Origin of the sequence: uncultured Bacteroides sp. (assembly GCF_902491285.1) — a bacterium.
Lineage (GTDB): Bacteria > Bacteroidota > Bacteroidia > Bacteroidales > Bacteroidaceae > Bacteroides.
The window spans coordinates 21,440-47,195 of sequence record NZ_CABUHK010000012.1 but is presented as its reverse complement, the minus strand read 5'-3'; the positions used below and the strand labels follow the sequence as shown (position 1 = coordinate 47,195).

Genomic DNA, 25,756 nt, shown 5'->3' with positions numbered 1-25,756 from the left:
CCTCTTTTCATTAATAACCTTCATTTTGAGTCAGATTGGTATTTTTATCTTTCTCTCCTTGAGGAATCGGCCACAACTGCCGGAAAGCCTGCAAACCTGCAAACAGCAATCTGCCATCTTTGTCTTTATGTTTCTGCATCACTTCCAGCAAACGGTTATTACGCACCAGGTCAAACCAGCGCTGACCTTCCATATACAACTCCAATTGACGTTCATTCTCTACCGCCAAGCGGCCCCTAGCCTGTCCCATATTCTCATCCAGAGAAGAGGGAGCAAACCCCGCACGTTCTCTAATGCCGTTCACGATTCGAATCGCTTCCGGAGTGCGGTCTAACTCTACCAGTGCTTCGGCTTTCAACAAGAGTATATCCGCCAATCGCATCAGAATAATGTTGGAAGTCTTCTCACGAATTTTATAAGACAACGGATAACTGTCTGCCGGCCAATAGGTGTCATAAGGAACCGATTTCCAAAGGATACTGGATGCATAACGAGTATCTTTCTCCTTGTCGAATTTAGCAACCAAGTCATGAGTAGGCGTACAATAACGTCTCCAGGTCACCGAGCCGTCGTCTTCTTTCAGCAACACCCAATAAGCCCAGTTGGGAGCATCGGAGGTGTAATAGACTTCAAAGATACTTTCTGAAGAGAATTTCTTGTCAGGTTGCCACAACTCATCAAAGTTGCTGACCAGCGTATAACCCTCCGCTATCACTTTGTCGCAAGCCTCAACCACTTTGGCATAGTCGCGTGTTGATTTCTCTCCTCTGGTTGCCAACACCTTGGCACGCAAAGCATAAGCGGCGCCTTTGGTGGCCTGGAAAATCCCCTTATTCTTGCTTACCAGATAACGAATGGTATTTTCCTCATTCAGATCATCCAGAATCTGATCATAGATTTTATCTGCGGCAGAACGTTCCGGATACATCACCGGATACCATTTATCCAGGTTCTCGGCAGTAATGGTCGGAATCAAATCCAGCACCATCGGAGCATCTCCCCACAAACGGACAATATCAAAATATGCCCATGCCCGCAAGAACTTGGCTTCCGCAATGACACGGTTACGTTCTTCTGCTACAGTAGAAGAAGGGTCCATCATTTTCGTATTTTCAATCACACTGGTTGCAGTACCCGCCATCGAATAATATTGCGACCAGACCAGTTCCACTTTATAGTTGGTAGAGGTCAGTTTCAACAAATCAAACTCCTGTTCGGCCACACCATCTCCGCCAATATAGCAATTATCGGACTGCACATCTCCAATGGTGTAATTTTCCGACTGGAATATATCTGCCTTAAAGCTTTCATATACGCCCTGCAACTCGGCTTGCGCATCTGCCAGACTTCCATATTTAGACTCCTGATCTTCTGTTCCGGTACCCTCCTGCATAAAATCCGATTGCGGTTTCTCATCCAGAAAATCACTGCATGAAACAAATAAGACACAGAGCACGACATTAGCTAACTTTATTATGTTTTTCATTTTCGCACCTATTAAAATTCAACATTCAAACCAAAAATTACCGCCCTCGATTGAGGATAAGTACCATAGTCCACTCCTTGAGCAACGGAGTCGCCTCCAAAAGCATTTACCTCAGGATCGTATCCCTTGTATTTTGTCAATGTGAGAAGGTTCTGCCCGGTGACGTAAGCCTGCAATTGGGACAGATGTATCTTATTCAACCATTTCTTTGGAAAATTATAGGATAAAGTGACTGTTTTCAGGCGCAAATAAGATCCATCTTCCACAAAACGGGAGGAGTTGTGATTATTCTCCGTATTACCAACGCGGGGGACATTGGTAATCATACCCGGTCGTTTCCAACGTTCCAATACACGAACCGACTGATTTCTAAAGTCTGTCATACCTTCCATATCGATGCGCGACGCGTTAAAAATCTTATTGCCCTGACTTCCCTGCAAGAAAACAGACAAGTCAAAACCGGCATACGAAAATGTATTCGTCATACCGTAAATGAACTTGGGTTGGGCATTTCCCAAAGTGGTTCGATCTTCAGGATCAATAAAACCGTTACCATTCAGATCACGATAGATAATATCCCCTGTTTCCGGATCGACACCTTCGGATATATACCCAAAGAATGTTCCCAACGGAAGACCTTCTTTCAGGATGACAGCTTTCTCCTTGGATTCATACATTTCAGCATAATAATAGACTTTATTCAAGCCGAGCTTCGTCAACTTATTCCGGTTGAAAGAGATATTGAAATCGGTATTCCACTGGAAGTTACCTTTAAAATTCTGGGAAGAGACAGTGAACTCCATACCTTTATTCACCATTTCACCATCGTTTCTTGTCACACTGCTCGGCACTACATTCTCCGGTAAGCTGACAGTCAGTAACAAATCGGTTGTTTTTTTGTAGTAAGCGTCCACTGAGAAGGATAAGCGAGAATCAAACATTGTCAGGTCGAGTCCCAGATTCCATTGGCTTGTCTTCTCCCAAGTCAGTTCTTTATTGGCCGCCGAACCGGGTTTAATGGCAAGTCCCGGATATAAATTACCTTCCGAAACCGGCAGTTTACTAACACTCATGGCAGCCATGTAGGCATAGTTTCCAAAACCTCCCTGATTACCGTTCATACCCCATCCGGCACGTAGCTTCATGTCGGTTACAATGTCTTGCAAAGGTTGCATGAACTTCTCGCCTGAAATTCTCCAGCCAGCGGAAACAGAAGGAAAAGTACCCCAACGATGTCCCGGAGCAAAACGGGAAGAACCGTCAGCACGGAAGTTAACCGTCAGTAAATAACGGCTGTCATAATTATAAGCTACGCGACCCAAAAAAGAAGCCAGTGTCCATGCGGAAGCAGAAGAACCGCAAGCATCCTTATCCAACTGGTTGGCGGCACTGATGGAATGAATATCGGGATAAGAATCCGCCAAGTCGAAACCTGCCATCCAAGAAGCGTTATATTGTGCACGCTGCTGGGTAGCTCCTCCCATAACAGAAATGTTATGTTTGTTGAATGAACAATCATAGGTCAACAAATTCTCAAAAAGCCATTCAAAGTTTCGGGAGAAACTCTCTTCCACGCGTCCTTTTGTACCCCGTCCGTCCGAAGTTGAAATCGGATCCAGATAGTAGTCCCAATGCTCATTAGTCAGTTCAATTCCAAAAGTCGTTTTAAACTTCAGACCTTTGTATATGTCAACCGTGAATCCGAGCGAACCATTAATATGATCAGTATTCGTGTTACTGTCCGCAGCATTGGCAGCCAGCGGATTCAAGATACGCGCACCGTAAGCCTGTTCATCGTATTCATTCGGATCATACGGATTCCACTTCTGCATAAACGGAGGAGTATTCACTACAGACAAGATGGAACCGGCACGTAAAGAACTACGGCTCTCGTTCACCCATTGTCCGCCCGTATGCGAATAAGCAAAATTAAGCGCCATTTTCAACCATTTTGTTTGCTCGCTATCCAGATTCGCGCGAAAATTATACCGGTTGAAATGAGCCTTCTCCACAATACCTTGTTCGTCAGAATATCCTCCGGACACAAAATATTGCAGTTTCTCACTTCCATTTGCCACAGACAATTGATAATTCTGATTGACACCCGTACCGAAGAATAAATCAGTCCAGTCCACATAGCGTGTTTCACTTTCAGGGATATTGGGAGCAACGTCCGAAACAGCTTTCAAGTCTTTCATCAGGTCTTTATATTGCTCCGTATTCAAGGCATCTATCTTCTTCCCTAATTTAGAAAAACCCACATAAGCACTCATTTTCACTTGCGGTGCACCAATCTTTCCTCTTTTAGTAGTAATCAACACTACTCCATTCGCCGCACGTGCTCCGTAAATAGCTGCAGATGATGCATCTTTCAGAATTTGCATACTTTCAATATCGTTCGGGCTGATATTCGAGATGTCATCCGACGGCAAACCGTCCACTACGTACAACGGTTCATTGGATGCCTGTACCGAGGTGGCACCTCTCACCCGGATTGTTACACCGGATCCCGGCATACCCGATGGTTGCACAACTTGAATACCTGCCGCCTTTCCCTGAATTGCTTGTGCAGCCGTCATGATCGGACGTTCTTCAATATCCGCTGTAGAAACCACAGATACCGCAGTTGTAATGTCTTTCCGTTTCATAGAGCCATAACCCACTACGACAACCTCTTCCAGTACTTGTGAGTCTTCACTCAAAGATATATTATATACGTTCTGGTTATTAACCGTATGAGACTGGGAAACGTAACCTATATAAGAAAAACTGATTTTTGCCCCTACAGGAGCTTCCAAGGAGAAACGCCCGTCTATATCGGTGGCAGTTCCAATATTCTCTCCTTCCACTCTCACAGTGACACCAATCAAAGGTTCCCCCCGCCGGTCGGCTACGACACCGGTTATTGTTTTCTTATTTCCTTTCCGGGAGGTGTTCTGCCCGGTTTTGAGGGTAAGCACCACTTGCTTGCCCGATTCTATTTTATAACTAATAGATGATCCTTTGAAAACTTTTTCTAAAACTGTATCGATACTTTCATTGTTCACTGTCAACGAAATCTTTTGATCCAATCCGGGAAGCTTATCTGTATAAAAGAAGCTATAATCAGCTTTCTTCTCAATCACTCGTATCGTCTGGCGTAATGTCTGATTCTTCACAGAGAAAGTGATCTGCGCACTAACCTCTTGAGACACGAACAACAATATACAACAGAACATAACAAGCTTGAATATGATATGTAATTGTTTTCTCATTAGTAATTAGCTTTAAATTCTTTAAAATATAAGTCTGAAAGCCAGACTTTTTATTATCTTTGTCAAACCGTGATGCAAAAAGGATTCCCTTTCCCTTATTCGTTATAAGGAAAGATTCTTTTTTACTATCATGTATAAACCGTATTTGATTCGGGGTAGAATTATGCTGCTACATAGTTCTACCCTCTTTTTTTATTATGAGGTGTCTTCCATAAATCGTCATTTTTAGTTAATACTACTTCCTATTCTCACCGTATCTCCCTCTAACTCATAGGTTATAGGATAAGTAAGGCTTATTATGTAAAATACATTATGCAAGCTGCTGTTCCGAATGGTTCCGGAAAACGGCACATTCTTCAGTTTTTCCGAGTCAAACACGACTTTCACTCCGTACATCCGCTCCAACGTAGTCGCAATCTCCGCTAAAGGCGCTGAATTAAAAATCAACATATTATTCCGCCAGAAATCGATTTCACGCATATCCGAGATGGCCGATTTAATAAATGTCTGCCTGTTCTTATGATACTCTACCTTCTCTCCGGGTTTCAACAATATGGCATTCGTTTCATTAGAAACCCTGACACTTCCTTCTGCCAGCAGTGTCGTGACGGAAAGATCGTCACCATACCCCTTCACATCAAAAGTGGTTCCCAGTGCTTCTATCTCCAAGTCATTGCAACAAACGATAAAACGCTTGTCTTTGTTTTTTGCCACTTCAAAATAGGCTTCTCCGTCTAAATAAATCTTTCGGTCGGATTTGTTGTATTCCGCATCATAAGAAAGATGAGTAGCCGAATTTAACCAGACTTTCGTTCCATCAGGTAAAGTAAGATTCGCTTTCTGCCCGTAATCTACTGCAACCATGAAAGGCTCCTGTGATAACTTATTAATATGTTCTACTCCCCAATAAGTGGCCAGGCCCAAACAAACCGGCAATAATATGGTGGCCGCCACCTTATATATAATAGGTTGCCAACGCCGCTTCTTCGGATACAAAATTTTGGGTTCATCCAAATTCTTCTGCAAATGATTCCACATTTCCTCTTCCACTGTCTTATCTATTCCGACAGCCGCTCCTTTCCACATTTGCTCGCAAAGCGAATTAAACTTCTCCCGAATTCCCGGTTTACGAATCCATTCAATAAGTATCCTTCTTTCTTCAGAAGAGGCCTTCTTCTTGAAGAATTTTTCCAATAGTACTATGTAATCGTGTTGCTCCATAATTTTCCTGTTCTATATATACTAGTCTTGAGAGAAAGAAAAAGACTACAAGAAAATGGAGATAATTTAGATATTAACTTTTATTAAAAGTTCGATATTAAATATTATGCAAGAAAAAAGAGACAGAAAAGGCAATCATCCCCAGTTTGTCACGCAAGAAATCCAAAGAGCGGTGTACCTGTGTGGCAACAGTCTTTTCCGATATATTCAACTGTTCAGCTATCTCGCGATAATTCAGTCCGGATTTCCAATAAAGCATAAATACCTCCCGACGGGCAGGAGGCAGTTCTTCTATAAGTTTCAGGATATACTCTTCTAAAAATAAATAATCCAACTCTCCGTCTATCTCTACCGATTCGTCAGATGATTCATTCGACAGTTTATCCACATAATTTTGAAGCAGAAGTTCACGTCTTACATAATGATACACCATATTTTGGGATATTTTAAAAAGATAGCCGTCAAAATTCCCTTCCGGATCAATATTAAGCCGCTTCTCCCAAATTTGGAGAAAAATATCCTGCGTAATATCCTTCGCCACCCCGGCATTGCCTATCATAGAAAGAACAAAATTATAAATGCGGGCATTGTATGCACGATACAAGGCTTCAAAGGCATTTTTATTCCCATCTTTTAATAATTGAAGTTGTTGGGTGGTTATCATTATCATATAAGGTTAAATCATATATGGACTCAAAAATAACGAAATAACTAAAGACGGCAATCAAAGCACTCGTTAAAATTTCAATAAATCAATATCGAAGCCTTTAAAAAAGAGTAGGATATAAACACGTAACCAATGTATATCATATCATAAATTCAGTCTCTTTGATATAAAATTAATAGAATTTACTAACCATCGGCTACAATTTCTAACTTTTATTCCTACATTTGCAGCCAAATGATAACTTATTAATAAATAATACAGATACTATGGCTAAAATAACCAAAGAAGCCGCTTTGCTCTACCACTCACAGGGCAAACCTGGTAAGATTGAGGTAGTTCCTACCAAACCGTACAGTACACAAACAGATTTAGCACTCGCATATTCTCCCGGCGTAGCAGAACCATGCCTCGAAATAGAGAAAAATCCACAGGACGCGTATAAATACACTGCGAAAGGTAACCTTGTTGCCGTTATCTCTAACGGTACAGCCGTACTCGGACTGGGTGATATAGGCGCATTGAGCGGCAAACCGGTAATGGAAGGCAAAGGTCTGCTTTTCAAAATCTATGCGGGTATTGACGTCTTCGATATCGAAGTGGACGAGAAAGACCCCGAAAAATTCATCGCAGCGGTGAAAGCTATCGCTCCTACTTTCGGTGGTATCAATCTGGAAGATATAAAAGCACCGGAATGTTTCGAAATCGAACGCCGTCTGAAAGAAGAACTGGATATCCCGGTGATGCACGACGACCAGCACGGAACGGCTATCATCTCCAGTGCCGGACTGGTAAACGCCCTGCAAGTGGCCGGAAAGAAAATCGAAGATGTGAAAATCGTTGTTAACGGTGCAGGTGCATCTGCCGTATCTTGTACTAAATTGTATGTTTCACTGGGTGCACGTCTCGAAAATATCGTCATGCTGGACAGTAAAGGCGTAATCAGCAAAACACGTACCGACCTGAACGAACAGAAAAGATACTTCGCCACCGACCGCACAGATGTCCACACACTGGAAGAAGCAATCAAAGGCGCAGATGTATTCCTCGGCCTGTCGAAAGGAAATGTGCTGAGCCAGGATATGGTGCGCAGCATGGCTCCGATGCCTATCGTATTTGCACTGGCTAATCCTACGCCGGAAATCTCCTACGAAGAAGCGATGTCAGCCCGCCCCGATGTATTGATGGCAACCGGACGTTCCGACTATCCGAACCAGATTAATAATGTAATCGGTTTCCCGTACATTTTCCGTGGCGCATTGGACACGCATGCCAAAGCGATCAACGAGGAAATGAAGATTGCCGCCGTACACGCCATCGCCAATCTGGCAAAACAGCCTGTACCTGATGTCGTAAATGCAGCCTATCATGTAAACAACCTCTCTTTCGGCCCGGAATATTTCATCCCGAAACCGGTAGACCCGCGTCTCATCACAGAAGTTTCCTGTGCCGTAGCAAAAGCCGCTATGGAAAGCGGAGTAGCCCGCACCGAAATCAAAGACTGGGACGCTTACTGCGTACATCTGCGTGAACTGATGGGATATGAGTCCAAACTGACCCGCCAACTGTATGATACAGCCCGTCGCCATCCGCAACGTGTAGTGTTTGCCGAAGGCATCCACCCGAATATGCTGAAAGCTGCCGTTGAAGCGAAAGCCGAAGGCATCTGTCATCCTATCTTATTAGGAAACGATGAAGCTATCGGCAAGCTGGCAGAAGAACTCGACCTCAGCCTGGAAGGTATCGAAATCGTCAATCTCCGCCACCCGGACGAATCGGAACGCCGCGAACGATACTCACGCATCCTTGCGGAAAAGCGTGCACGCGAAGGTTTTACTTACGAAGAAGCCAACGACAAGATGTTCGAACGCAACTACTTCGGTATGATGATGGTAGAAACCGGAGATGCCGACGCATTCATCACCGGGCTTTATACAAGATACAGCAACACTATCAAAGTAGCCAAAGAAGTAATCGGCATCCAACCCGGATTCAATCATTTCGGAACGATGCACATTCTTAACTCCAAGAAAGGTACTTACTTCCTGGCAGATACCCTGATCAACCGTCATCCGGATACGGAAACCTTGATTGACATCGCCAAACTGGCTGACAAGACAGTCCGTTTCTTCAACCATACACCGGTCATCTCGATGCTGTCGTACTCCAACTTCGGTGCCGACACCTCCGGCAGCCCTGTCAAAGTACACGGAGCGGTGAGCTATATGCAAAAGGAATATCCAGAACTAGCTATCGACGGTGAAATGCAGGTGAACTTTGCCATGAACCGCGAACTGCGTGATGCCAAATATCCGTTTACCCGCCTGAAAGGTAAAGATGTGAACACACTGATCTTCCCGAACCTGAGTTCTGCAAATGCCGGATACAAACTGCTGCAGGCAATGGATCCCGACACAGAATTTATCGGCCCTATCCAGATGGGATTGAACAAGCCTATCCACTTCACTGACTTCGAAAGTTCCGTCCGCGACATTGTCAATATCACTGCCGTAGCCGTGATTGACGCTATCGTAGACAAAAAGAAAAAAGAAAGCAAATGAGAAGACCGTTATCAAAATCACAAATAGTTTGCGTCAGCCTGCTTTGGCTGGCGCTTTGCTATTTAGTTCTCACAAAAGCAGAACGGATTGACGGAATGACGCTAGTAATGCTTATCATTTCGGCAGCATTAGTCTTTATTCCCGTCTATAAGTCTATCAAAAAGAACAAATAAATATCTTTTTTTTCACTTTTAATGCGATAAAATATCAAATTTGATGTTTTATCGCATTTTTCTTTATAAAATGTTTGCCAGTTCAAATTTTATCTTTACTTTTGCAACCGCATAAGAGAAATAGATAATCGAATTTTAAACAACCAATAAAAGAAAAAAAGATTATGAATGCAGCAAAGGTATTAGACGATCTGAAAAGAAGATTTCCCAATGAACCGGAGTATCATCAAGCAGTAGAAGAAGTACTTTCTACGATTGAAGAAGAATACAACAAACACCCGGAGTTTGATAAAGTAAACTTGATCGAACGTCTGTGTATTCCTGATAGAGTATATCAGTTCCGCGTGACTTGGATGGACGACAAAGGTAACATTCAGACGAACATGGGTTACCGTGTTCAGCATAACAACGCGATTGGCCCGTACAAAGGCGGTATCCGTTTCCATGCATCTGTAAACCTTTCTATCTTGAAGTTCCTTGCCTTTGAACAAACATTCAAAAACTCACTGACTACCCTGCCTATGGGTGGCGGTAAAGGTGGTTCCGACTTCTCTCCGCGCGGTAAGTCAAATATGGAAGTAATGCGTTTCGTACAGGCTTTCATGCTTGAATTATGGCGTCACGTGGGTCCTGAGACTGACGTTCCTGCCGGTGACATCGGTGTTGGTGGTCGTGAAGTAGGTTTCATGTTCGGTATGTACAAGAAACTGGCTCATGAATTCACCGGAACATTCACCGGTAAAGGACGCGAATTCGGCGGTTCACTGATTCGTCCGGAAGCTACCGGTTACGGTAACATCTATTTCTTGATGGAAATGCTGAAAACTAAGGGTACTGACTTAAAAGGTAAGACTTGCCTGATCTCCGGTTCCGGTAATGTTGCCCAATATACTGCAGAAAAAGTTCTCGAATTGGGTGGCAAAGTGTTGACAATGTCCGACTCTGACGGTTATATCTTCGATCCGGACGGTATCGACCGCGAAAAGCTGGATTACATCATGGAACTGAAAAACCTGTACCGTGGCCGTATCCGCGAATATGCAGAGAAATATGGCTGCAAATATGTAGAAGGAGCTCGTCCTTGGGGCGAAAAAGCTGATATTGCCCTGCCTTCTGCAACTCAGAACGAACTTAACGGTGACGATGCAAAGAAATTGGTTGCAAACGGCGTAATTGCTGTTTCCGAAGGTGCAAACATGCCTTCTACTCCGGAAGCTATCAAAGTATTCCAGGATGCTAAGATTCTTTACGCTCCGGGCAAGGCTGCCAACGCCGGTGGTGTATCAGTATCCGGTCTTGAAATGACTCAGAACTCTATCAAACTGAGCTGGAGTGCTGAAGAAGTTGACGAGAAGCTGAAAAGCATCATGAAGAATATCCACGAAGCATGTGTTCAGTATGGTACTGAAGCTGACGGATACGTAAACTATGTGAAAGGTGCTAACGTAGCCGGATTCATGAAGGTTGCCAAAGCAATGATGGCACAAGGTATCGTATAATCAGCGTATAAGATATAACAAGCTATAGTTTATAAAAAACTCCCGTCTTCCCAAAGGAAGAACGGGAGTTTTTTTATGCAATTCCAACAGAGCTGTCTCCCGTCTCTCAGCCCAATTATTCCGGTGAGAAAAATAAATAGCAGCCGGTAGATACATTTATTCATAGTTATTCTCTATCTTTAGATAGAAATTATCTGTTTGACAGACAAGCAAAACAAGCCTATCTTTGTTACATATTACAAACCACGGAATAAAAGGATAAGGGAACTACGGTTTTAGTTATGCTTAGCTTCCGACTAAAAAAACTATTTATGGAAAAGAAAAAACTTACTGCTGCGAACGGACGGCCCGTCGCCGACAATCAAAACTCGCAAACCGCAGGCCAACGCGGACCTGTGATGTTACAGGATCCCTGGCTTATCGAGAAGCTTGCCCATTTTGATCGTGAAGTGATTCCGGAAAGACGTATGCACGCCAAAGGTTCAGGAGCTTACGGAACTTTCACCGTTACCCACGACATTACGAAGTACACCCGTGCAGCTATTTTCAGTGAAGTCGGAAAGCAAACAGAATGTTTCGTACGTTTCTCTACGGTAGCAGGGGAACGTGGAGCCGCCGATGCAGAACGCGATATCCGTGGTTTTGCCATGAAATTCTACACAGAGGAGGGAAACTGGGATTTGGTTGGAAACAATACACCTGTATTCTTTTTACGTGACCCGCTCAAATTTCCAGATTTGAATCATGCCATCAAACGTGACCCCAAGACGAACATGCGCAGCCCCAATAGTAACTGGGATTTCTGGACGCTTCTGCCCGAAGCTTTGCATCAGGTTACTATCACCATGAGCCCCCGCGGTATTCCTTATTCTTATCGTCATATGCACGGATTCGGCAGCCACACTTATAGTTTTATCAATGCAGACAACCAACGTATCTGGGTGAAATTCCACCTGCGCACCTTGCAAGGTATCAAAAATCTGACAGACCAGGAAGCAGAAGCTATCGTTGCCAAAGACCGTGAATCACATCAACGTGATCTCTTCGAGAGTATCGAAAAAGGCGATTACCCGAAATGGTTATTCCAGATTCAGCTAATGACAGAGGAAGAAGCGGACAATTATCGCATTAATCCGTTCGACTTGACCAAAGTGTGGCCGCACAAAGACTTCCCTTTACAAGATGTCGGCATCCTTGAATTGAACCGCAACCCGGAAAACTACTTCGCTGAAGTGGAACAAGCAGCATTCAACCCGATGAATCTTGTAGACGGTATCGGATTGTCTCCCGACAAAATGCTACAAGGACGTCTCTTCTCTTATGGTGACGCACAGCGTTACCGTCTTGGAGTGAATGCGGAACAAATCCCAGTAAACAAGCCACGCTGCCCTTTCCATGCCTATCATAGAGACGGAGCAATGCGCGTTGACGGGAACTATGGTTCTGCAAAAGGGTATGAGCCGAACAGCTACGGCGAATGGCAGGATTCTCCCGATATGAAAGAACCGCCTCTCAAAGTAACAGGCGAAGTTTACAATTACAATGAACGTGAATATGATGATGACTATTACAGCCAACCGGGTGACTTGTTCCGACTGATGCCGGCAGACGAACAGCAATTATTGTTCGAGAATACAGCCCGCGCCATGGGAGATTCCGAATTGTTCATCAAACAGCGCCACGTGCGCAATTGCTATAAGGCCGATCCGGCATACGGAACAGGAGTTGCCAAAGCACTGGGCATTGATCTTCAAGAGGCTTTGAAAGAATAAGAAATAAAATGATGAATTGAACGAAAGACTGTCTTAAAATTCCAAGACAGTCTTTTTTGTATATTATTCCCGACAGTTATATTTCCTCTTGTGAATAGTCAAAGCATATCACCTTATCTATATTCTGATAAAGAAACAACCGCACTCTGTTTTTTATTCATTTCATGTACGGTTATGGACTAACTGTTTTCGGGCTTAAAAAAGAATAAAAGAACGGGATTATCCCCGATACATTTTAATAAATGCAGTAAAAAACATGTTTTTAGAGATTAAGAGCTTTTTGAACGATGAATTAGGATGTGTAAAACGAGAAATGTAAAATAGTTATTTGGTTAATACATAGCATAATATACCTTATTATATTCTCAAACAATTCTCACTGCTATGAGAAAAAATACTCATCGCGATGAGAAAATATTCTCATAGGGATGAGTATTAATTCCTATCACCGTGAGAAAATGTTCTTATCACGATGAGAAAATATTCGAGTTAGTTTCTATTCATTTCCGCACGGTTCACTCATTTCATCCTAGCCTATCGTTAAACTTATCACTCGTTCGAGAACTTGCATTCCAGCCTTTTGTTATAAAAACATATATACTAAAATAGAAGCTCTAAGAATTATAAACAAATAGTCTTATCCTAGCAAAATCTGGTCTGTTTTTTCCTTTTAAACCAACGAAAAACGTATATTTATCTCTTCCCAAATATTAATCATCATAATCATACTCCAAACTAAAATCATCAACCCACAAAGTACTACCATCTCCCCCTGTAAAGTAATCACCATACTTACTTGCCGTACATACTAACACCAGATATTTAGGAACACGACTAGTAGAACGGTAAACTAAAGGTAAATCCAACTCCGTATATTGAGGTATAGTTTTCCCTGAAATAAATTCCGCATAAGCAATGATATTCGAATCATTCTTATCGAACAATTTACGTTCACTCTTTTTAGTTCGAATTTCCACAGGCTCATCCCAATCACCTAAAGCGATATAAATATGACAAGAATCAGGTCTACCTTTCAAATAACTAAATTCAGAAGTTGATTTATCGATAGTTACACTTGTATATTTAATATGTCCTTTCAAGCGAGTTGGTCGTTCTGTAAATGGCTTACCAAAACTAAGAACTCCATCAGTAACATCTGTTCTTAAATAATCTCCGACAAACAAGTTACCAGCAGCAAATTTTAACACAATATAAACAGATTTCAACTGTGCAGCCTTACCCGAACCATTCCATGTATCAAGTACTGGAATCGTATTACTGGTACCAACAGTGGTAGCACCTTTGTTACCCGTATCCCAATAACCTTTCTCCATTCCTTCTGCCCATGGTTTCCAAAGTATCTTGTTATTTCCCTTATCCTCTTTACTCCAATCTTCGAACAAACTATTCGGAATTTCGACAGCCTTTCCTGTTGTAAAGGAAAGTTCTGTACCATAATCAATTCCAGAATAAGCCCGACAAACATATTCTGTCTCCGCCTTCAAATGAGGAATACGTGCAATAAATGCCGCCCCATCAAATGTTATATAAGATTTATCTACCTTTTGCCATTCAATAGCAGAAGCCTCACGGATTTCAAACCCATTATCCGCTCCTTCAAGACCTTCACCATATAACCATGCTACATTCACCCATCCATCTGCCCGCTTCGTGTCAGCATTTTTATCTTTACGATAAGCACGCACTTCCCACTCTTCTTCAAAGAAATTTTTATATTTCACTAAGATTTTAGCAGAGGCGTAATTGGAATATACTGTCCAATCTAAAGAAGGAATTTCAGTACTTCCATTATAAGTAGAGCCGACAGGTCCCAACTTCAGTTCAAGCAATTGCAGATCTTTCCATTTTGTATCTTTTGTCACATAAGCCACAGCCAACCGCTGTTCCTCATTAATCTCAGATACCCCAACCTGATTTTGGAGTTTATAAGTCCGGTCTATATTACGGTTGGCAAGAATACTCCATTGATAATTTTGATAAAGTGACAATGTGACCTTATAAGGAGTCGTCAAATCAATAATATCGTTCACCGCAAGCGTACTTTCAGCACCTTCCGTCACAGTAAAGGCAGTGACTTGAACTTTTTTCAAGTCCTGCGTCTCTTCTATATTAAGTGTAACTGTACGGTTATCTTCGGAAATGACAGCATTCCCTCGTTGTCCAGTCACTTGCATTTCTACAATAGACAATGCAATCTGCGGGTATCCTATATCATTTTTGATACAGCTTTGCAGTAAACACACAAATACTGCGCTAAGAAATAAATTATATATAATACGCATCACCATTACATGCAAAAAATTAAACCAATATTTATATTAAACAGATTGATCTTAAAATCAGCACCGCTAGACCGTCGTTTCCCAGTTTCTCCCAAATTATTGCTTTGTTTCTCCGACCTATATTTGAAACCCACAACTCCAAAAGAAAGCTCTGCACAAACATTCTGTGTTATAAAAACAGCAACTCCCGGATTGATACCCAAATGCAATTCATTTATCGTCGTATCCGTCCGCTTATATTCCGTTCCTTCTCCTCTGGCAAAACTTGATGTCCCATTCAAATATGTTAATGTCGTCTCATTAAATAATCCGAATAACTTCCCCCTATCAAGCCCGACATACGAACGATGGAACAAACCAAAAGAATAAAGATCCTCCGCATACCTCATATTACTCAACGAGAAATCCGACTCTTCATCAATATTAAGCGATATATTTCCTAAATCAGCAATTGTATGATTATATCCGAGCTTTACTCCAACCACAACATTATCCTTTATTACATAACCAACAAAGGGCTTAACAGAAAACGTCTTAAAGTTACAATCAAAATCCTTTAGCATGGAGAACAGCAAACGACTGTCGTCACTATCAAAATTAACATAGGAGAAAGTCAGACCACCGATCCATTTTTTCTTAGGAATAAACCGGTAACTCACAATTCCACGGTCAAAACGTCCTATTGGTTTTATACGAACCAAGTTAGTGTTCTCCACAATATCTTTATCTTTCTTTCTCTCCAATTCCGCTTTATCCAAATAAATGGTATCACGTATTATAATTGTATCCCGTTGTTGTGCCGAAAGTGTCTGTACTCCAGCCAACACAACCATTACACATATATAGATTAATCGACTCATTATTCCTTCCTTATAAATAGAATGCTATACCTAATCCAATGGAGAATAGGTTAATTTTAAAGTTTGCCGAACTTGACGAACGCTCTCCGATATATACTTGATCTGTAGTCTGTTTTACCTTACTAAAATCTAGTCCAAGTACTCCAATACTAACCTCGACTGCTGTAAAATTGTTTATAAATGCAACAATACCAGGAGCAACTCCCAAACCAAAATCTGTAGTCTTTGAGTAAGTTCCAGTCAGCGAAGTATTATCCTTCGTAACGATCTTGGACTGACTTCCACCGACTTCCAACCTCGTTTCTGCAAAAAGAGCAAAACGCCTGCTTGTTCCTAAGTTGATATAATTTCGAAGAATCCCAATAGCACCATATGTATGCTTCAATTGATACATATCATTCACATCAAATTTAGTATCCTCGTCAAGATTCAAAGTCACACCATCTAATTTTGTTAATGTACGCCCATAAGAGAAACGCCCTCCGGCAGCCACATTATCTTTAAATGCATAACAAAACATCGGGCTCACCTTAAAGGTATATCCATCCGAATTAAAACCGTCAATTACCAGGAATTGGTAGTTCTGCTCGTTGTGTTCGGAATAAGAAACCGAACTACCCACAATCCATTGTCCTTTCGGAACAAAAGTACGAGCCTCTATATTACGTTTAAACTCTTGTGCCTGGGCAGTCATCCCCACCATTAACAAGATATATATTAAAAACTTTTTCACGTGCAATATTTATTTGATAATCAACAGTTAATATACAAGTTCTACATCATCTATCCACATAATGCTTCCCACGGCCCCGGCAAAATAATCTCCATAACGACTAGATGAAGCAACCATCACAATATATTTGGGCAAACGAGTGTTATCACGATAATTCAGAGGAATGACAATCTCTGCCATTTCAGCGTCTTCGCCAATATCCTCCGTAAAGATACGCTCACCATAGGCTATTATATTCTCATCATTCGGATCAAAAGTACGTGTATTTTCCGGATGATTAAAATCTGTCTGCGCAACGACAGCCCATTCATATCCTGGAATATATTCACCACCCGTTCCAGACCAATCACCTATAGCCACATAAATGATTCCCTGATCTGGCTCCCCTGAAATCAATCCTTGCTCAGGCAATGGGTTAGTTACCGCTTTAGGACGATACTTAACATAGACACGTAAAGCTGACGGACGAGCAGTAAAAGGACGCCCCCAACCTAAGACACCATTTCCTTTCAATCCATCCATTATTGTTTTCAAATATCTGCCAGCAAATAGATTACCTGCTGCAAACTGTCCGATCCCCAAAACTTTGGCATCTGTTGAGGTTAACTTGGCAGAATATTTTCCACTATGTCTAATAGAAGCATCGGCAACCGTAATATCGACACTCGCAGATTTGGAACCATGATTTCCTGAATCCCAAAAAATATCACTTTCGGCAGATGAAGGCGCAATATAGGTAGGAACACTTCCCGACCAATATTCAAAACTACTATTTCCCAATTGCAATGCTTTTTCCGTAGTGAACGTACAGACAACTGTAGATAGTACATCACCATCCATTAATTGATATTCATACTTCGTGTCAGAAAGTAATCCTGTCACAGCAGACACACTCTGAACGCTCTGTCCGTCACGAACGGCATCTACTATTTTCCAGTCTTGTTCATCCGCCTTACGATAGCGGAAGGCCAATATACCTTGTGGCTCACGACCGGGAAGAACACTACCATACAAAGTTGCTTTTGTTGCCCACACTTCATAGACCGGAACAGGCTCTGTTTGTACGGTAGCATTTGAAACTACCATCTTCCAGTTTGCTGTACGCATCTTATTATTTGCGTCTGTCGCAGTTAAACTAATTGCATAAAACCCTTCATTAACCGTATATTTTCGAATCAAATCAGCAGACAGAGTCAGATTCAATGCATATCCTTTGGATTCTGCTTTTTCATCAATCAGTATTCCACCTGCTGTCAACTGAGTTTTTTGTTCCTCTGTCAGATTTTTCAAGTCAAAAGAGTTTTCACTTGTTGCCAAAAATTCAGGAAACTGTTCAGATGAAAGAAGTACCTGTTGCAAAGCAGAAGAGCCAGTAATATTTATAGTAACATCCGAACCACTTTCAGTAGCAACATAACTTGTGGCATCCAGATTTAAAGTTTCATCTCCATATTTAGCAGTAAATACCGGGCGACGGTAATACATAACCTCTTCTTCAATGATTTCCAACGGAGTGGCATCCACTTGTAAATGTAAAATAGCTCCTCCGGTATCAGGATTTCCCACCTCAATATCCTTATATTCATAAGTCAACTGATAAAGAGTGGCTGCTTTTGCTTGTGGAATAGTATCAATCTGTGTATACGGACGTCCTGCAATATCAGTTGCCGAAAATGTACAAAACAAAGTATCGCAATCGGCTGGAAGAGAAAAATATCCCATTGCTTCCAAATTATCCGCATTAAAATCCAATATTCCATTTTCTGCCTTTACGGCTATTGACACAGCATATTCTTCTTTAAAAACAGTTTTCAAAGATTCACCAAAAGCAACTTTTGTTACTGTGTTCGCAATATTGCATATTACATCTACCGGGGTTACTTTTGCTCTTTCGACAGTGAAAGGTTTAACTCCCTCATAGAACTTTTTGGTAAACGATGCAGCCACAGAATCTCCGGCAGTCACCCGTACCCGGTATTCACCGGAAGGCAATGTTATTCCTTCTTCCGGAAGTTCTGCCGTGCCCAAGTATTTACGAATCAACTTATCCGTATCATAAATTCGAATTTTACAATCTTTTGCCAAAGCATTTTCTTCATCAACAGTCAGAGAACGAGTAACAACCACCTGCAAGTCATTTTTCATCTGTACCTCCAAACGAAGCGTACCTTCTCCGCCATAGCCTATATTTTCATCACTCTGACAACCAGTTAAAGCCAGTAGGGATAAAATGATATATTTATTTATCTTTTTCATCATACTCCTTTACTTCATTTTACTTGGTATTCAACGTCAAAGTAGCTGTAGCAGATGCATTTGTTACATCTTTCACCGTAATCTTAAACTGATGCATGCCATGATATACCTGCAACAGTGGAACAAATTTTGTAATATTAAAAGGTACCGTCTCTGTTGTTTTCACTTCATCTCCAACCGGGAAACCTAATGAAATCAAGTTATTTTTATGATCCTCATCTGCCGGCGGGTTTGCCAAATCAAAGGATGTAGCACCAAACAACTCTACTACAGCCGCCACAAAATCGCTATCAGTACTTGTAATCTCCACAATCACATTCTTTATTCCTCTGGAAGCCAACAAATTCACAACAACAGGACCATCAACCTCTTCATTATAGTCATTTGCATCAATTGGAGTATTCAAATCAAAATTCTTATTACCACTTGTCACAGTAGGGTCAGTACCTTCCTTATCTCCTCCTGATGGAAAGTCGTCTATTCCCTCTTCCTTTCCGGGATGAACAGAACCATCCAACTCTACAATATCACAGGTAACATCATACTCAACGGACGGATTGACAACTCCTCCTGTGCCCGGATCACCATTAGCATCCCGCAATGTATAAGTAATAATCAACTGAGAGCCAATATTTATATTAGGAAAGGATTTATTAATTGGCACATCTAGTTCATCATCAAGCTCACCTATAAAGTTCGCATCAATTACATTACCACTCGCTTCCGCAGGAAAATAACCGGCACGAGTTTCATCTTTTTCAAAATTAAGAGAGTATTTATTATTAACAGTAACTTTAATATTAGCCTCATCCCCCAACAATTTCCTGAAATTCTCATCATATTGGATAGTCACCATGATACAATTCAATGTACAGTTAACCGTTTCAAGATTAGTAATCTGATCTTTCTGAATCTCAAAATTCTTCGATCCTTCACAATAGGGTTCATCAAATAAAGCTGTATCAACATTAGGAGCATGAGCTATCACTTTATATTTTCCCACCTTTAACTGAAAAATCTCAGGAAGCTCACTATATTTCCATTCCGAAACCAAAGTTTCATCTTCTGCATTATAGATGCCTACTATATAATTACTGGGATCTACTGTTTCAGCACGAGATACTGGAGTAGCATTTACATTTACCGACAGTCCCATAGAAGCCAAATTCACTTGTCCATAATCATTGGACTCTTTTCCAAAATCCATGTTTTCGCGATCACATGAAGTAAGTATATGCATACTCAAGATTAAAACGATTATTATAGATACTATTTTATTCATAGCACATTTTTTTTAATTATATTCTAACTTTATATTGTCAATATACAACTGACTTCCAATATATTCACCATCACTTAAATTCATTCTTGAAGGTACCTTGAAATATTTGTATTCTGTTACAGTTCCTGATTTGAATAATATATACAAATGGGTAGCCTGATGATGAACATCAACATAGTTTAACTGAATTTTCTTTGGGGTATATTCAGCAACAATCCCCCCTTCTTTAAGATATTCATCCGCTAATACTATTTTATTATCTCCCTCTCTATGTTCAACAATCACTCGAATTTCAAAATTATCATTACTTTGTTGTTTACCCGACGCAGGAGTATACTTATAATAGAAAGATAAAGCCGCAGGACGAGAAACAAAAGCATAAGGAATGTAGGTACTCTCCGGACTTTCTGAATATTCTCCTAAATAAAGATAACCAGGATCCACTCTTTTCATGCTTCCATCCCAAAAAGGACCTGGAGCTGTAGTTCCTTTACCCCAACCTATAGTTCGTATTAATGCTGCATAATCTCCTTCATAACAATCAGCAGTCTGAATCGTACCGGAATTTGCGATATAAGCATAAGCACTGGCAATACCTCCACCACCATCAGCAGTAGTTTTCTCATTAATAGTATTCCAGCCCTTAGAGCTTTCACTATTCCATGGGAACCATTTACGCCACCAGTCATTTGTTCCGGTTTCATAAGACCACTCTTCCATATTGGCATTAGGAAGCTGCATTTCTTTTTCCGTATGAATCGTCAAAAGATTAGAAGTTCCAACAATATCACCTTCTTTATCTCTATTTACAAATCGACAAATCAATTTTTCGTTCGATGGAAGGCTTTTCAAATATATTTCTGTTCCCGATAACGAATAATCCGCAGCACTCCAATTTCCTTTTTTAGAATATTGAAAATCCCAGCCTGTTTCCACCACCTTATCTACCTGTAGCGTTGCTTTATTATTCCAAACATCACCAGGATAAGCCAAACTAAGTGTATATAATGGAGATTCAACAGTACTTTCTACCGACTTCATCCGACGAAGGTAGTTAGCTTCTATTTGCATTACGGAAGTCTGTGACTCAGGCAAAACAAAAGTCAGTTGATGTTGTTCCTTATCAGAGTTTATTTTCTTTGGAGTAATAGCTTGCTTGCTATCACCTACCTTCAACCAATAATTAACTTTTAATGGATCTCCATCAAGCGTCATATTCACATTCACTTTGGTCGTACCATAAGCAATTGTAGGTCCAGTAGTAATTGCAAACTTATTATCCAGACTATTCACTTTGAGAGTCAACGGTTCTTCATTGGTTTTTGAAAGTATATCAACCGCATTTAAAGTGAAAAGATGTTCTGCGTCCCCTTCTTTATATTCCAAGAAAGGGATAACATTTGTAAAATCAATCATCGCTATCTTATCCTTCTTGTCACTTAGACCTACGATTTTCAATCCTAACCCTTGCATTTTTTCTAAAATCTCGGCAGGCACATTAGCCAAGTCCACCGACTCCGGCCATCCTTGCTCAATCAAAGTATTGGAGTGAGTTGTCAAATTACAATGGGCAATCCCACCAGCCGCATTCAAATATGCGTAAATCTGTGATGATTCTGCACTTTTACCTTCAACAACAGACAATGCTTCTGTCCCAAATCCATTCGCTTTCAGATAAGGAGCCGGAGCACTTAACGCTTCGTCAGAAACATCAATTGTTATTGGTTCCTGATTTGGAATATCGTCACTGAACGATATATTTACCATTGATGAACCTGCATCCACATCAAGCGTCAAAATATAAGCATGACGGGCTTCTGCAAAAAAAGTTTTTGCTTGCACAGTCACTTCCTGACTGCTACCTTGCTTTTTGCGAAATGTTGTACGGACTTGCAGCTCTCCTGGTTTAAAATATCCATAACGTTCTTCTAATTTTTCATACTTAACTATATTATTTAAAGAAGAAGTAACCTCGGAAGAGTAAGAAGAAAAGAATTCTTTAAAAGCATCCGTATAAGCAATCTTTAGTTTTGCATTCGCTAAATAGCAAGTCACTTTCACATTAGTCGTTTTTCCTTTCGATATAGTAAACGATTGATTACCTTCAAAATATGGTAATTCGAATCCTTCATTTTCGACATCACTATACGAAGCAACTGCTGTATAATTTCCCGGACGAAGTGTAAGCTCATCATCAGACCGAAAATCTGCCAAAGTAGCCCATTTCCCACGAAGAGTTTCTCCTTTAAATATGGAAAAAGAGAAATCATTTACATCAGGAACTCCCTGTTCTGTTCCGTCACCCACCCGAGTATTGGTTCCCACTACCACCTCGGGATTTGCATTAACCTGTACATGTAATGTCCCACTTCCTTCACTACCTTCGTCACGTTCTGAAGAACAAGAAAAAAACAGAGGCAAAAGACATATACAAAAAGCTAGTTTTACTAGTTGTCTGTTACTCATCTCTCTAGAATCTCTAAAATGTATAAAACTGAACGCAAAAGTACAGTTTTACTTCTTTATAATAAAGTATCCAAAGAAAGTTTTATTCCCCAATATGAAAAAAGGGACACAAATAAGTTTACGTATCTAAAAAAATGACTATTTTAAAGAGGTAAAACACAAAAGTTCTGTCTTTCATATGAAAAACAGAACTTTCCTTATTCAAGTTGAGAGTGTTAACAGAACTTATTTGTCGATACCCGGTATCAGGACGACTCCGAGCTTTTTCTTCCCGTCCATCTTGACAATCATCGGTTTTTCAAAACGGACGTGACGAAGGTATTTTGTTTCTTCCACTGCCGGCTGCGCGTTGAGAAATTCCTGATTATAAACCCCATCGTTCATAAAGGCATTGATGGTGAAATAGCCTACTCCAAAAGAAGTCAAGTTCTGGAAGAAGTGCGTGCCCTGACTGGGGTCTACGCGATAGTTGGTCAATCCGGCTTCTACGATTACACGGGCGGCGGAGATATGCGGCCACTTCACCGGGATACCCAACCATGTGTCACTGCTTCCCCAACGTCCCGGCCCGACAAGGACATAATTCTTGCCTGCGTCCAGGAATTGCTGGTTTATCTTCTCTATCTCCCAGGCAATAGCCTGATTATTCGAAGCACTGTAACCGTCGGTCTTGACATAGACAACATCACAAATGTCATTCATAACGCCATGTCCCAATGAGTTATACGAACGAAGCACTACATCCTCATCCGGTATCTCGTTCAAATCTTCATCCAACATCTCTTTACTATCTACGATAGGTCGGATTTGCAAGAGATAGAAAGTACCCGTTTTATCTTGCTCACGGCTCAGCGTAGCCGCAAACTCTATCTCAACGGGACGACGCATTTCCTGCTCACCATATTTCAACACTAATTGAAGAATACGTGCCAACGGGAAAACATCATGTTGAAGGATATTAGCAAACGTAATCACTTTACGGCCGCCCGGATACAAGCCATCCCTGATAATTTGGTCATACGGGTCATATGTAGAAGCGATGTAGCGCAAAGCGCCGTCATTTTCCGCCTCTTTCACATGAAGTTTCAAGAGGTTGAAGCCGTCGTCGATAGAAAAATCATGCCCTGCGTTCTTCAAGTCCAAAGCATAGAAACGGGTTTGTGTTTCTTTCAGGGCTATTTCCATTTCGCTGGTTTGTAACACCTGATTCGGATGATAAGGAGAGAAACGGAGAGTCATGCCACCGTCCACAATATACTTTCCTAATCCTAAAGCCAGGTTTACCGTTCCTTCTTCCGCCTTTTCATCGCCTAACGGATAATAATTCAATGAACGGGCTACACCGGACATGGAAGGATAATAGCGGTCGCCATACTGATTGCCCACCACTTCCTGCAAGATTACAGCCATTTTCTCCTGGTCGATAACATTCGAAGTAGCCTGCATATACGCTTTGCTGTCGCGGAAATATACCGAAGCATACACTCCTTTGATAGCATCGGAAAGCATACGCAACATCTCATAACGGTCGTCCAGATAAGGAATCATATATGTATTGTAGATTCCGGCAAACGGTTGATAATGAGAGTCCTCTAATAAAGAAGAAGAACGGATGGCAATCGGAGACTTCACTACATCGAAGAAAGTGAAGAAATCCTCTACCAGTCTGTCCGGCAATTTTGCTTTCAGGAAATATCTCAGAATCACATCATCGTCTGCATCCGAAAGGGCAATCTGATACAAATTATTAGTATCCATAAATTCATCGAATACGTCGGTACAGAGCACCACCGTCTTGGGAATGGCAACCCGCGCATTTTCAAACTCGTCAAACTCAGGATGACGCTTCACCATATTGTCGATAAAAGCCAGTCCGCGCCCTTTTCCACCTAATGAACCGTCACCGATACGGGCAAAATTGGAATAACGGTCGAAACGGTCGCGTTTGAAGACCGCCACGACCCCTTGATTCTTCATTTTGCGGTATTTCACGATAGCTTCGAAGATAATGCGACGATGAGCATCCACATCCTGAAGACTGCTCCAGGTGATAGGCTTCAAGAACTCCGCCACAGGAAACATAGCCCGCGAATAAAGCCAGCGGGACACGTGATTACGGCTAATATGATACAGGAAAGATTCGGCAGGCACGGCAAACAGGATATTCTGCAACTCTTTCAGATTACGTACGTGCGCTATCTCCTCACCCGTCTCGGGATTGCGGAAAACAAAATCACCGAAACCGAAATTGTCGGAAACAATGCGGCGCAAATCAACGTCCATCTTCTTCGAGTTCTTATCAATAAAACTCGCACCGTATTTCGCTGCATAAGAAGAGTTTTCCGATTCGGAAGACTGGATAATCAAAGGTACAAACGGGTCGTTCTTCCGTATCTCGGCACATAACTTGATACCTGCCAGACCGTCTTTCTCTCCCCGTTCCACTTTCGGGAAACGCACGTCGGTAATTACACCTAATATATTATTCTGATATTTGTGATAAATCTCCATCGCTTCCTGATACGTACGCGCCAACACGATTTTAGGACGCCCGCGCATACGAAGCGTACGCTGGTGCGCATTCAGAGCTTCCGTAGAAAATTCCTGGCTTTGCTTCAAAACGAACTTATACAGGTTCGGAAGAATGGAAGAATAGAAACGGATACCATCCTCTACCAACAGAATCAACTGCACACCCACTTCCTGTACGTCATGCTCCAGATTCATTTTATCTTCCATCAACTTAATGATGGACACCAACAAGTCGGTATTGCCCAACCAGCAGAACACATATTCGAACGCGCTCAAATCCTCGTTGATGATTCGTTTCGTGATACCATGACTAAAAGGAGTCAGGATAACGATAGGAATATGCTCATATTTCTCCTTGATATGCCGACCGATGTCAAAACTGTCGTTATCTCCCGTGCCCGGCATACAAATCACCAGGTCGAATGACATACTTTCCAACTGCGCCAACGCTTCCTCTTCCGTAGACACCTGCGAGAACCGGGGCGGATAACGCAGAGATAATGAAGTATATTCATTGAAAATCTTCTCATCGATGCGTCCGTCATCTTCGAGCATGAAAGCATCATAAGGGTTGGCTATTAACAACACGTTAAAAATTCGCCGGGTCATTAAATTAGCGAATTGCGTATCTTTGAAGTAAAGCTGGTTTAATTTATATTTACTGAGCATAAAATAATTCTCCTTTCTTATTCAA

15 protein-coding genes are annotated in these 25,756 nt (G+C 41.5%); 4 read left to right on the top strand and 11 right to left on the bottom strand.

Translation table 11 applies throughout. The annotated features are described in order from the left end of the window. Positions 1 to 10 precede the first annotated feature (10 nt). The 4 genes from RDN93_RS04930 to RDN93_RS04915 form a co-directional block, all read right to left on the bottom strand. A complete protein-coding gene (locus tag RDN93_RS04930; RefSeq protein WP_308744460.1) occupies positions 11 to 1,486 on the bottom strand; it encodes a RagB/SusD family nutrient uptake outer membrane protein in 1,476 nt (491 codons plus the stop codon). An 11-nt stretch (positions 1,487 to 1,497) separates the two neighbouring features. After that, on the bottom strand, positions 1,498 to 4,740 hold the full coding sequence (locus tag RDN93_RS04925; RefSeq protein ID WP_308744459.1) for a TonB-dependent receptor: 3,243 nt from the start codon (positions 4,738 to 4,740) through the stop codon (positions 1,498 to 1,500). A gap of 225 nt (positions 4,741 to 4,965) precedes the next feature. Beyond that, positions 4,966 to 5,961 (bottom strand): FecR domain-containing protein, encoded by a 996-nt coding sequence (locus tag RDN93_RS04920; RefSeq protein ID WP_308744458.1) that lies wholly within the window; start codon positions 5,959 to 5,961, stop codon positions 4,966 to 4,968. Between the two features lie 97 nt (positions 5,962 to 6,058). Continuing rightward, positions 6,059 to 6,625 carry an RNA polymerase sigma-70 factor gene (locus RDN93_RS04915; RefSeq protein WP_308744490.1) on the bottom strand — a complete coding sequence of 189 codons (567 nt, stop codon included), beginning with the start codon at positions 6,623 to 6,625 and terminating at the stop codon, positions 6,059 to 6,061. A gap of 269 nt (positions 6,626 to 6,894) precedes the next feature. On the opposite strand from RDN93_RS04915, the gene RDN93_RS04910 reads away from it, so the two are divergent. The 4 genes from RDN93_RS04910 (at position 6,895) to RDN93_RS04895 (ending at position 12,630) form a co-directional block, all read left to right on the top strand. Then, positions 6,895 to 9,186, top strand: a complete 2,292-nt coding sequence (locus RDN93_RS04910) for an NADP-dependent malic enzyme (RefSeq protein WP_308744457.1) — start codon at positions 6,895 to 6,897, stop codon at positions 9,184 to 9,186. Next, positions 9,183 to 9,359, top strand: a complete 177-nt coding sequence (locus RDN93_RS04905) for a hypothetical protein (RefSeq protein WP_308744456.1) — start codon at positions 9,183 to 9,185, stop codon at positions 9,357 to 9,359. Before RDN93_RS04910 ends, RDN93_RS04905 begins: the two co-directional genes overlap by 4 nt. A gap of 164 nt (positions 9,360 to 9,523) precedes the next feature. Further along, a complete protein-coding gene (locus RDN93_RS04900; RefSeq protein ID WP_308744455.1) occupies positions 9,524 to 10,858 on the top strand; it encodes an NADP-specific glutamate dehydrogenase in 1,335 nt (444 codons plus the stop codon). A gap of 311 nt (positions 10,859 to 11,169) precedes the next feature. Beyond that, positions 11,170 to 12,630 carry a catalase gene (locus RDN93_RS04895; RefSeq protein ID WP_308744454.1) on the top strand — a complete coding sequence of 487 codons (1,461 nt, stop codon included), beginning with the start codon at positions 11,170 to 11,172 and terminating at the stop codon, positions 12,628 to 12,630. A gap of 710 nt (positions 12,631 to 13,340) precedes the next feature. Here the strand turns inward: RDN93_RS04895 and RDN93_RS04890 are convergent. From RDN93_RS04890 to RDN93_RS04860, 7 genes are all read right to left on the bottom strand, one after another. Continuing rightward, positions 13,341 to 14,939: a PCMD domain-containing protein gene (locus RDN93_RS04890; protein ID WP_308744453.1), complete on the bottom strand. Its 1,599-nt coding sequence runs from the start codon at positions 14,937 to 14,939 to the stop codon at positions 13,341 to 13,343. Next, complete coding sequence (locus RDN93_RS04885) at positions 14,939 to 15,796, bottom strand: hypothetical protein (RefSeq protein WP_374047364.1); 858 nt, start codon at positions 15,794 to 15,796, stop codon at positions 14,939 to 14,941. Before RDN93_RS04885 ends, RDN93_RS04890 begins: the two co-directional genes overlap by 1 nt. 7 nt (positions 15,797 to 15,803) lie before the next feature. Then, positions 15,804 to 16,496 (bottom strand): hypothetical protein, encoded by a 693-nt coding sequence (locus RDN93_RS04880; protein ID WP_308744451.1) that lies wholly within the window; start codon positions 16,494 to 16,496, stop codon positions 15,804 to 15,806. Between the two features lie 57 nt (positions 16,497 to 16,553). After that, positions 16,554 to 18,785: a DUF4493 domain-containing protein gene (locus RDN93_RS04875; protein ID WP_308744450.1), complete on the bottom strand. Its 2,232-nt coding sequence runs from the start codon at positions 18,783 to 18,785 to the stop codon at positions 16,554 to 16,556. Positions 18,786 to 18,801: 16 nt separating this feature from the next. Continuing rightward, a complete protein-coding gene (locus RDN93_RS04870; protein ID WP_308744449.1) occupies positions 18,802 to 20,064 on the bottom strand; it encodes a DUF4493 domain-containing protein in 1,263 nt (420 codons plus the stop codon). 12 nt (positions 20,065 to 20,076) lie between these two features. Then, positions 20,077 to 22,530, bottom strand: coding sequence for a DUF4493 domain-containing protein (locus RDN93_RS04865; RefSeq protein ID WP_308744448.1), 2,454 nt, complete (start codon positions 22,528 to 22,530; stop codon positions 20,077 to 20,079). A gap of 225 nt (positions 22,531 to 22,755) precedes the next feature. After that, positions 22,756 to 25,731 (bottom strand): PEP/pyruvate-binding domain-containing protein, encoded by a 2,976-nt coding sequence (locus tag RDN93_RS04860; protein WP_308744447.1) that lies wholly within the window; start codon positions 25,729 to 25,731, stop codon positions 22,756 to 22,758. Positions 25,732 to 25,756: the final 25 nt, after the last annotated feature.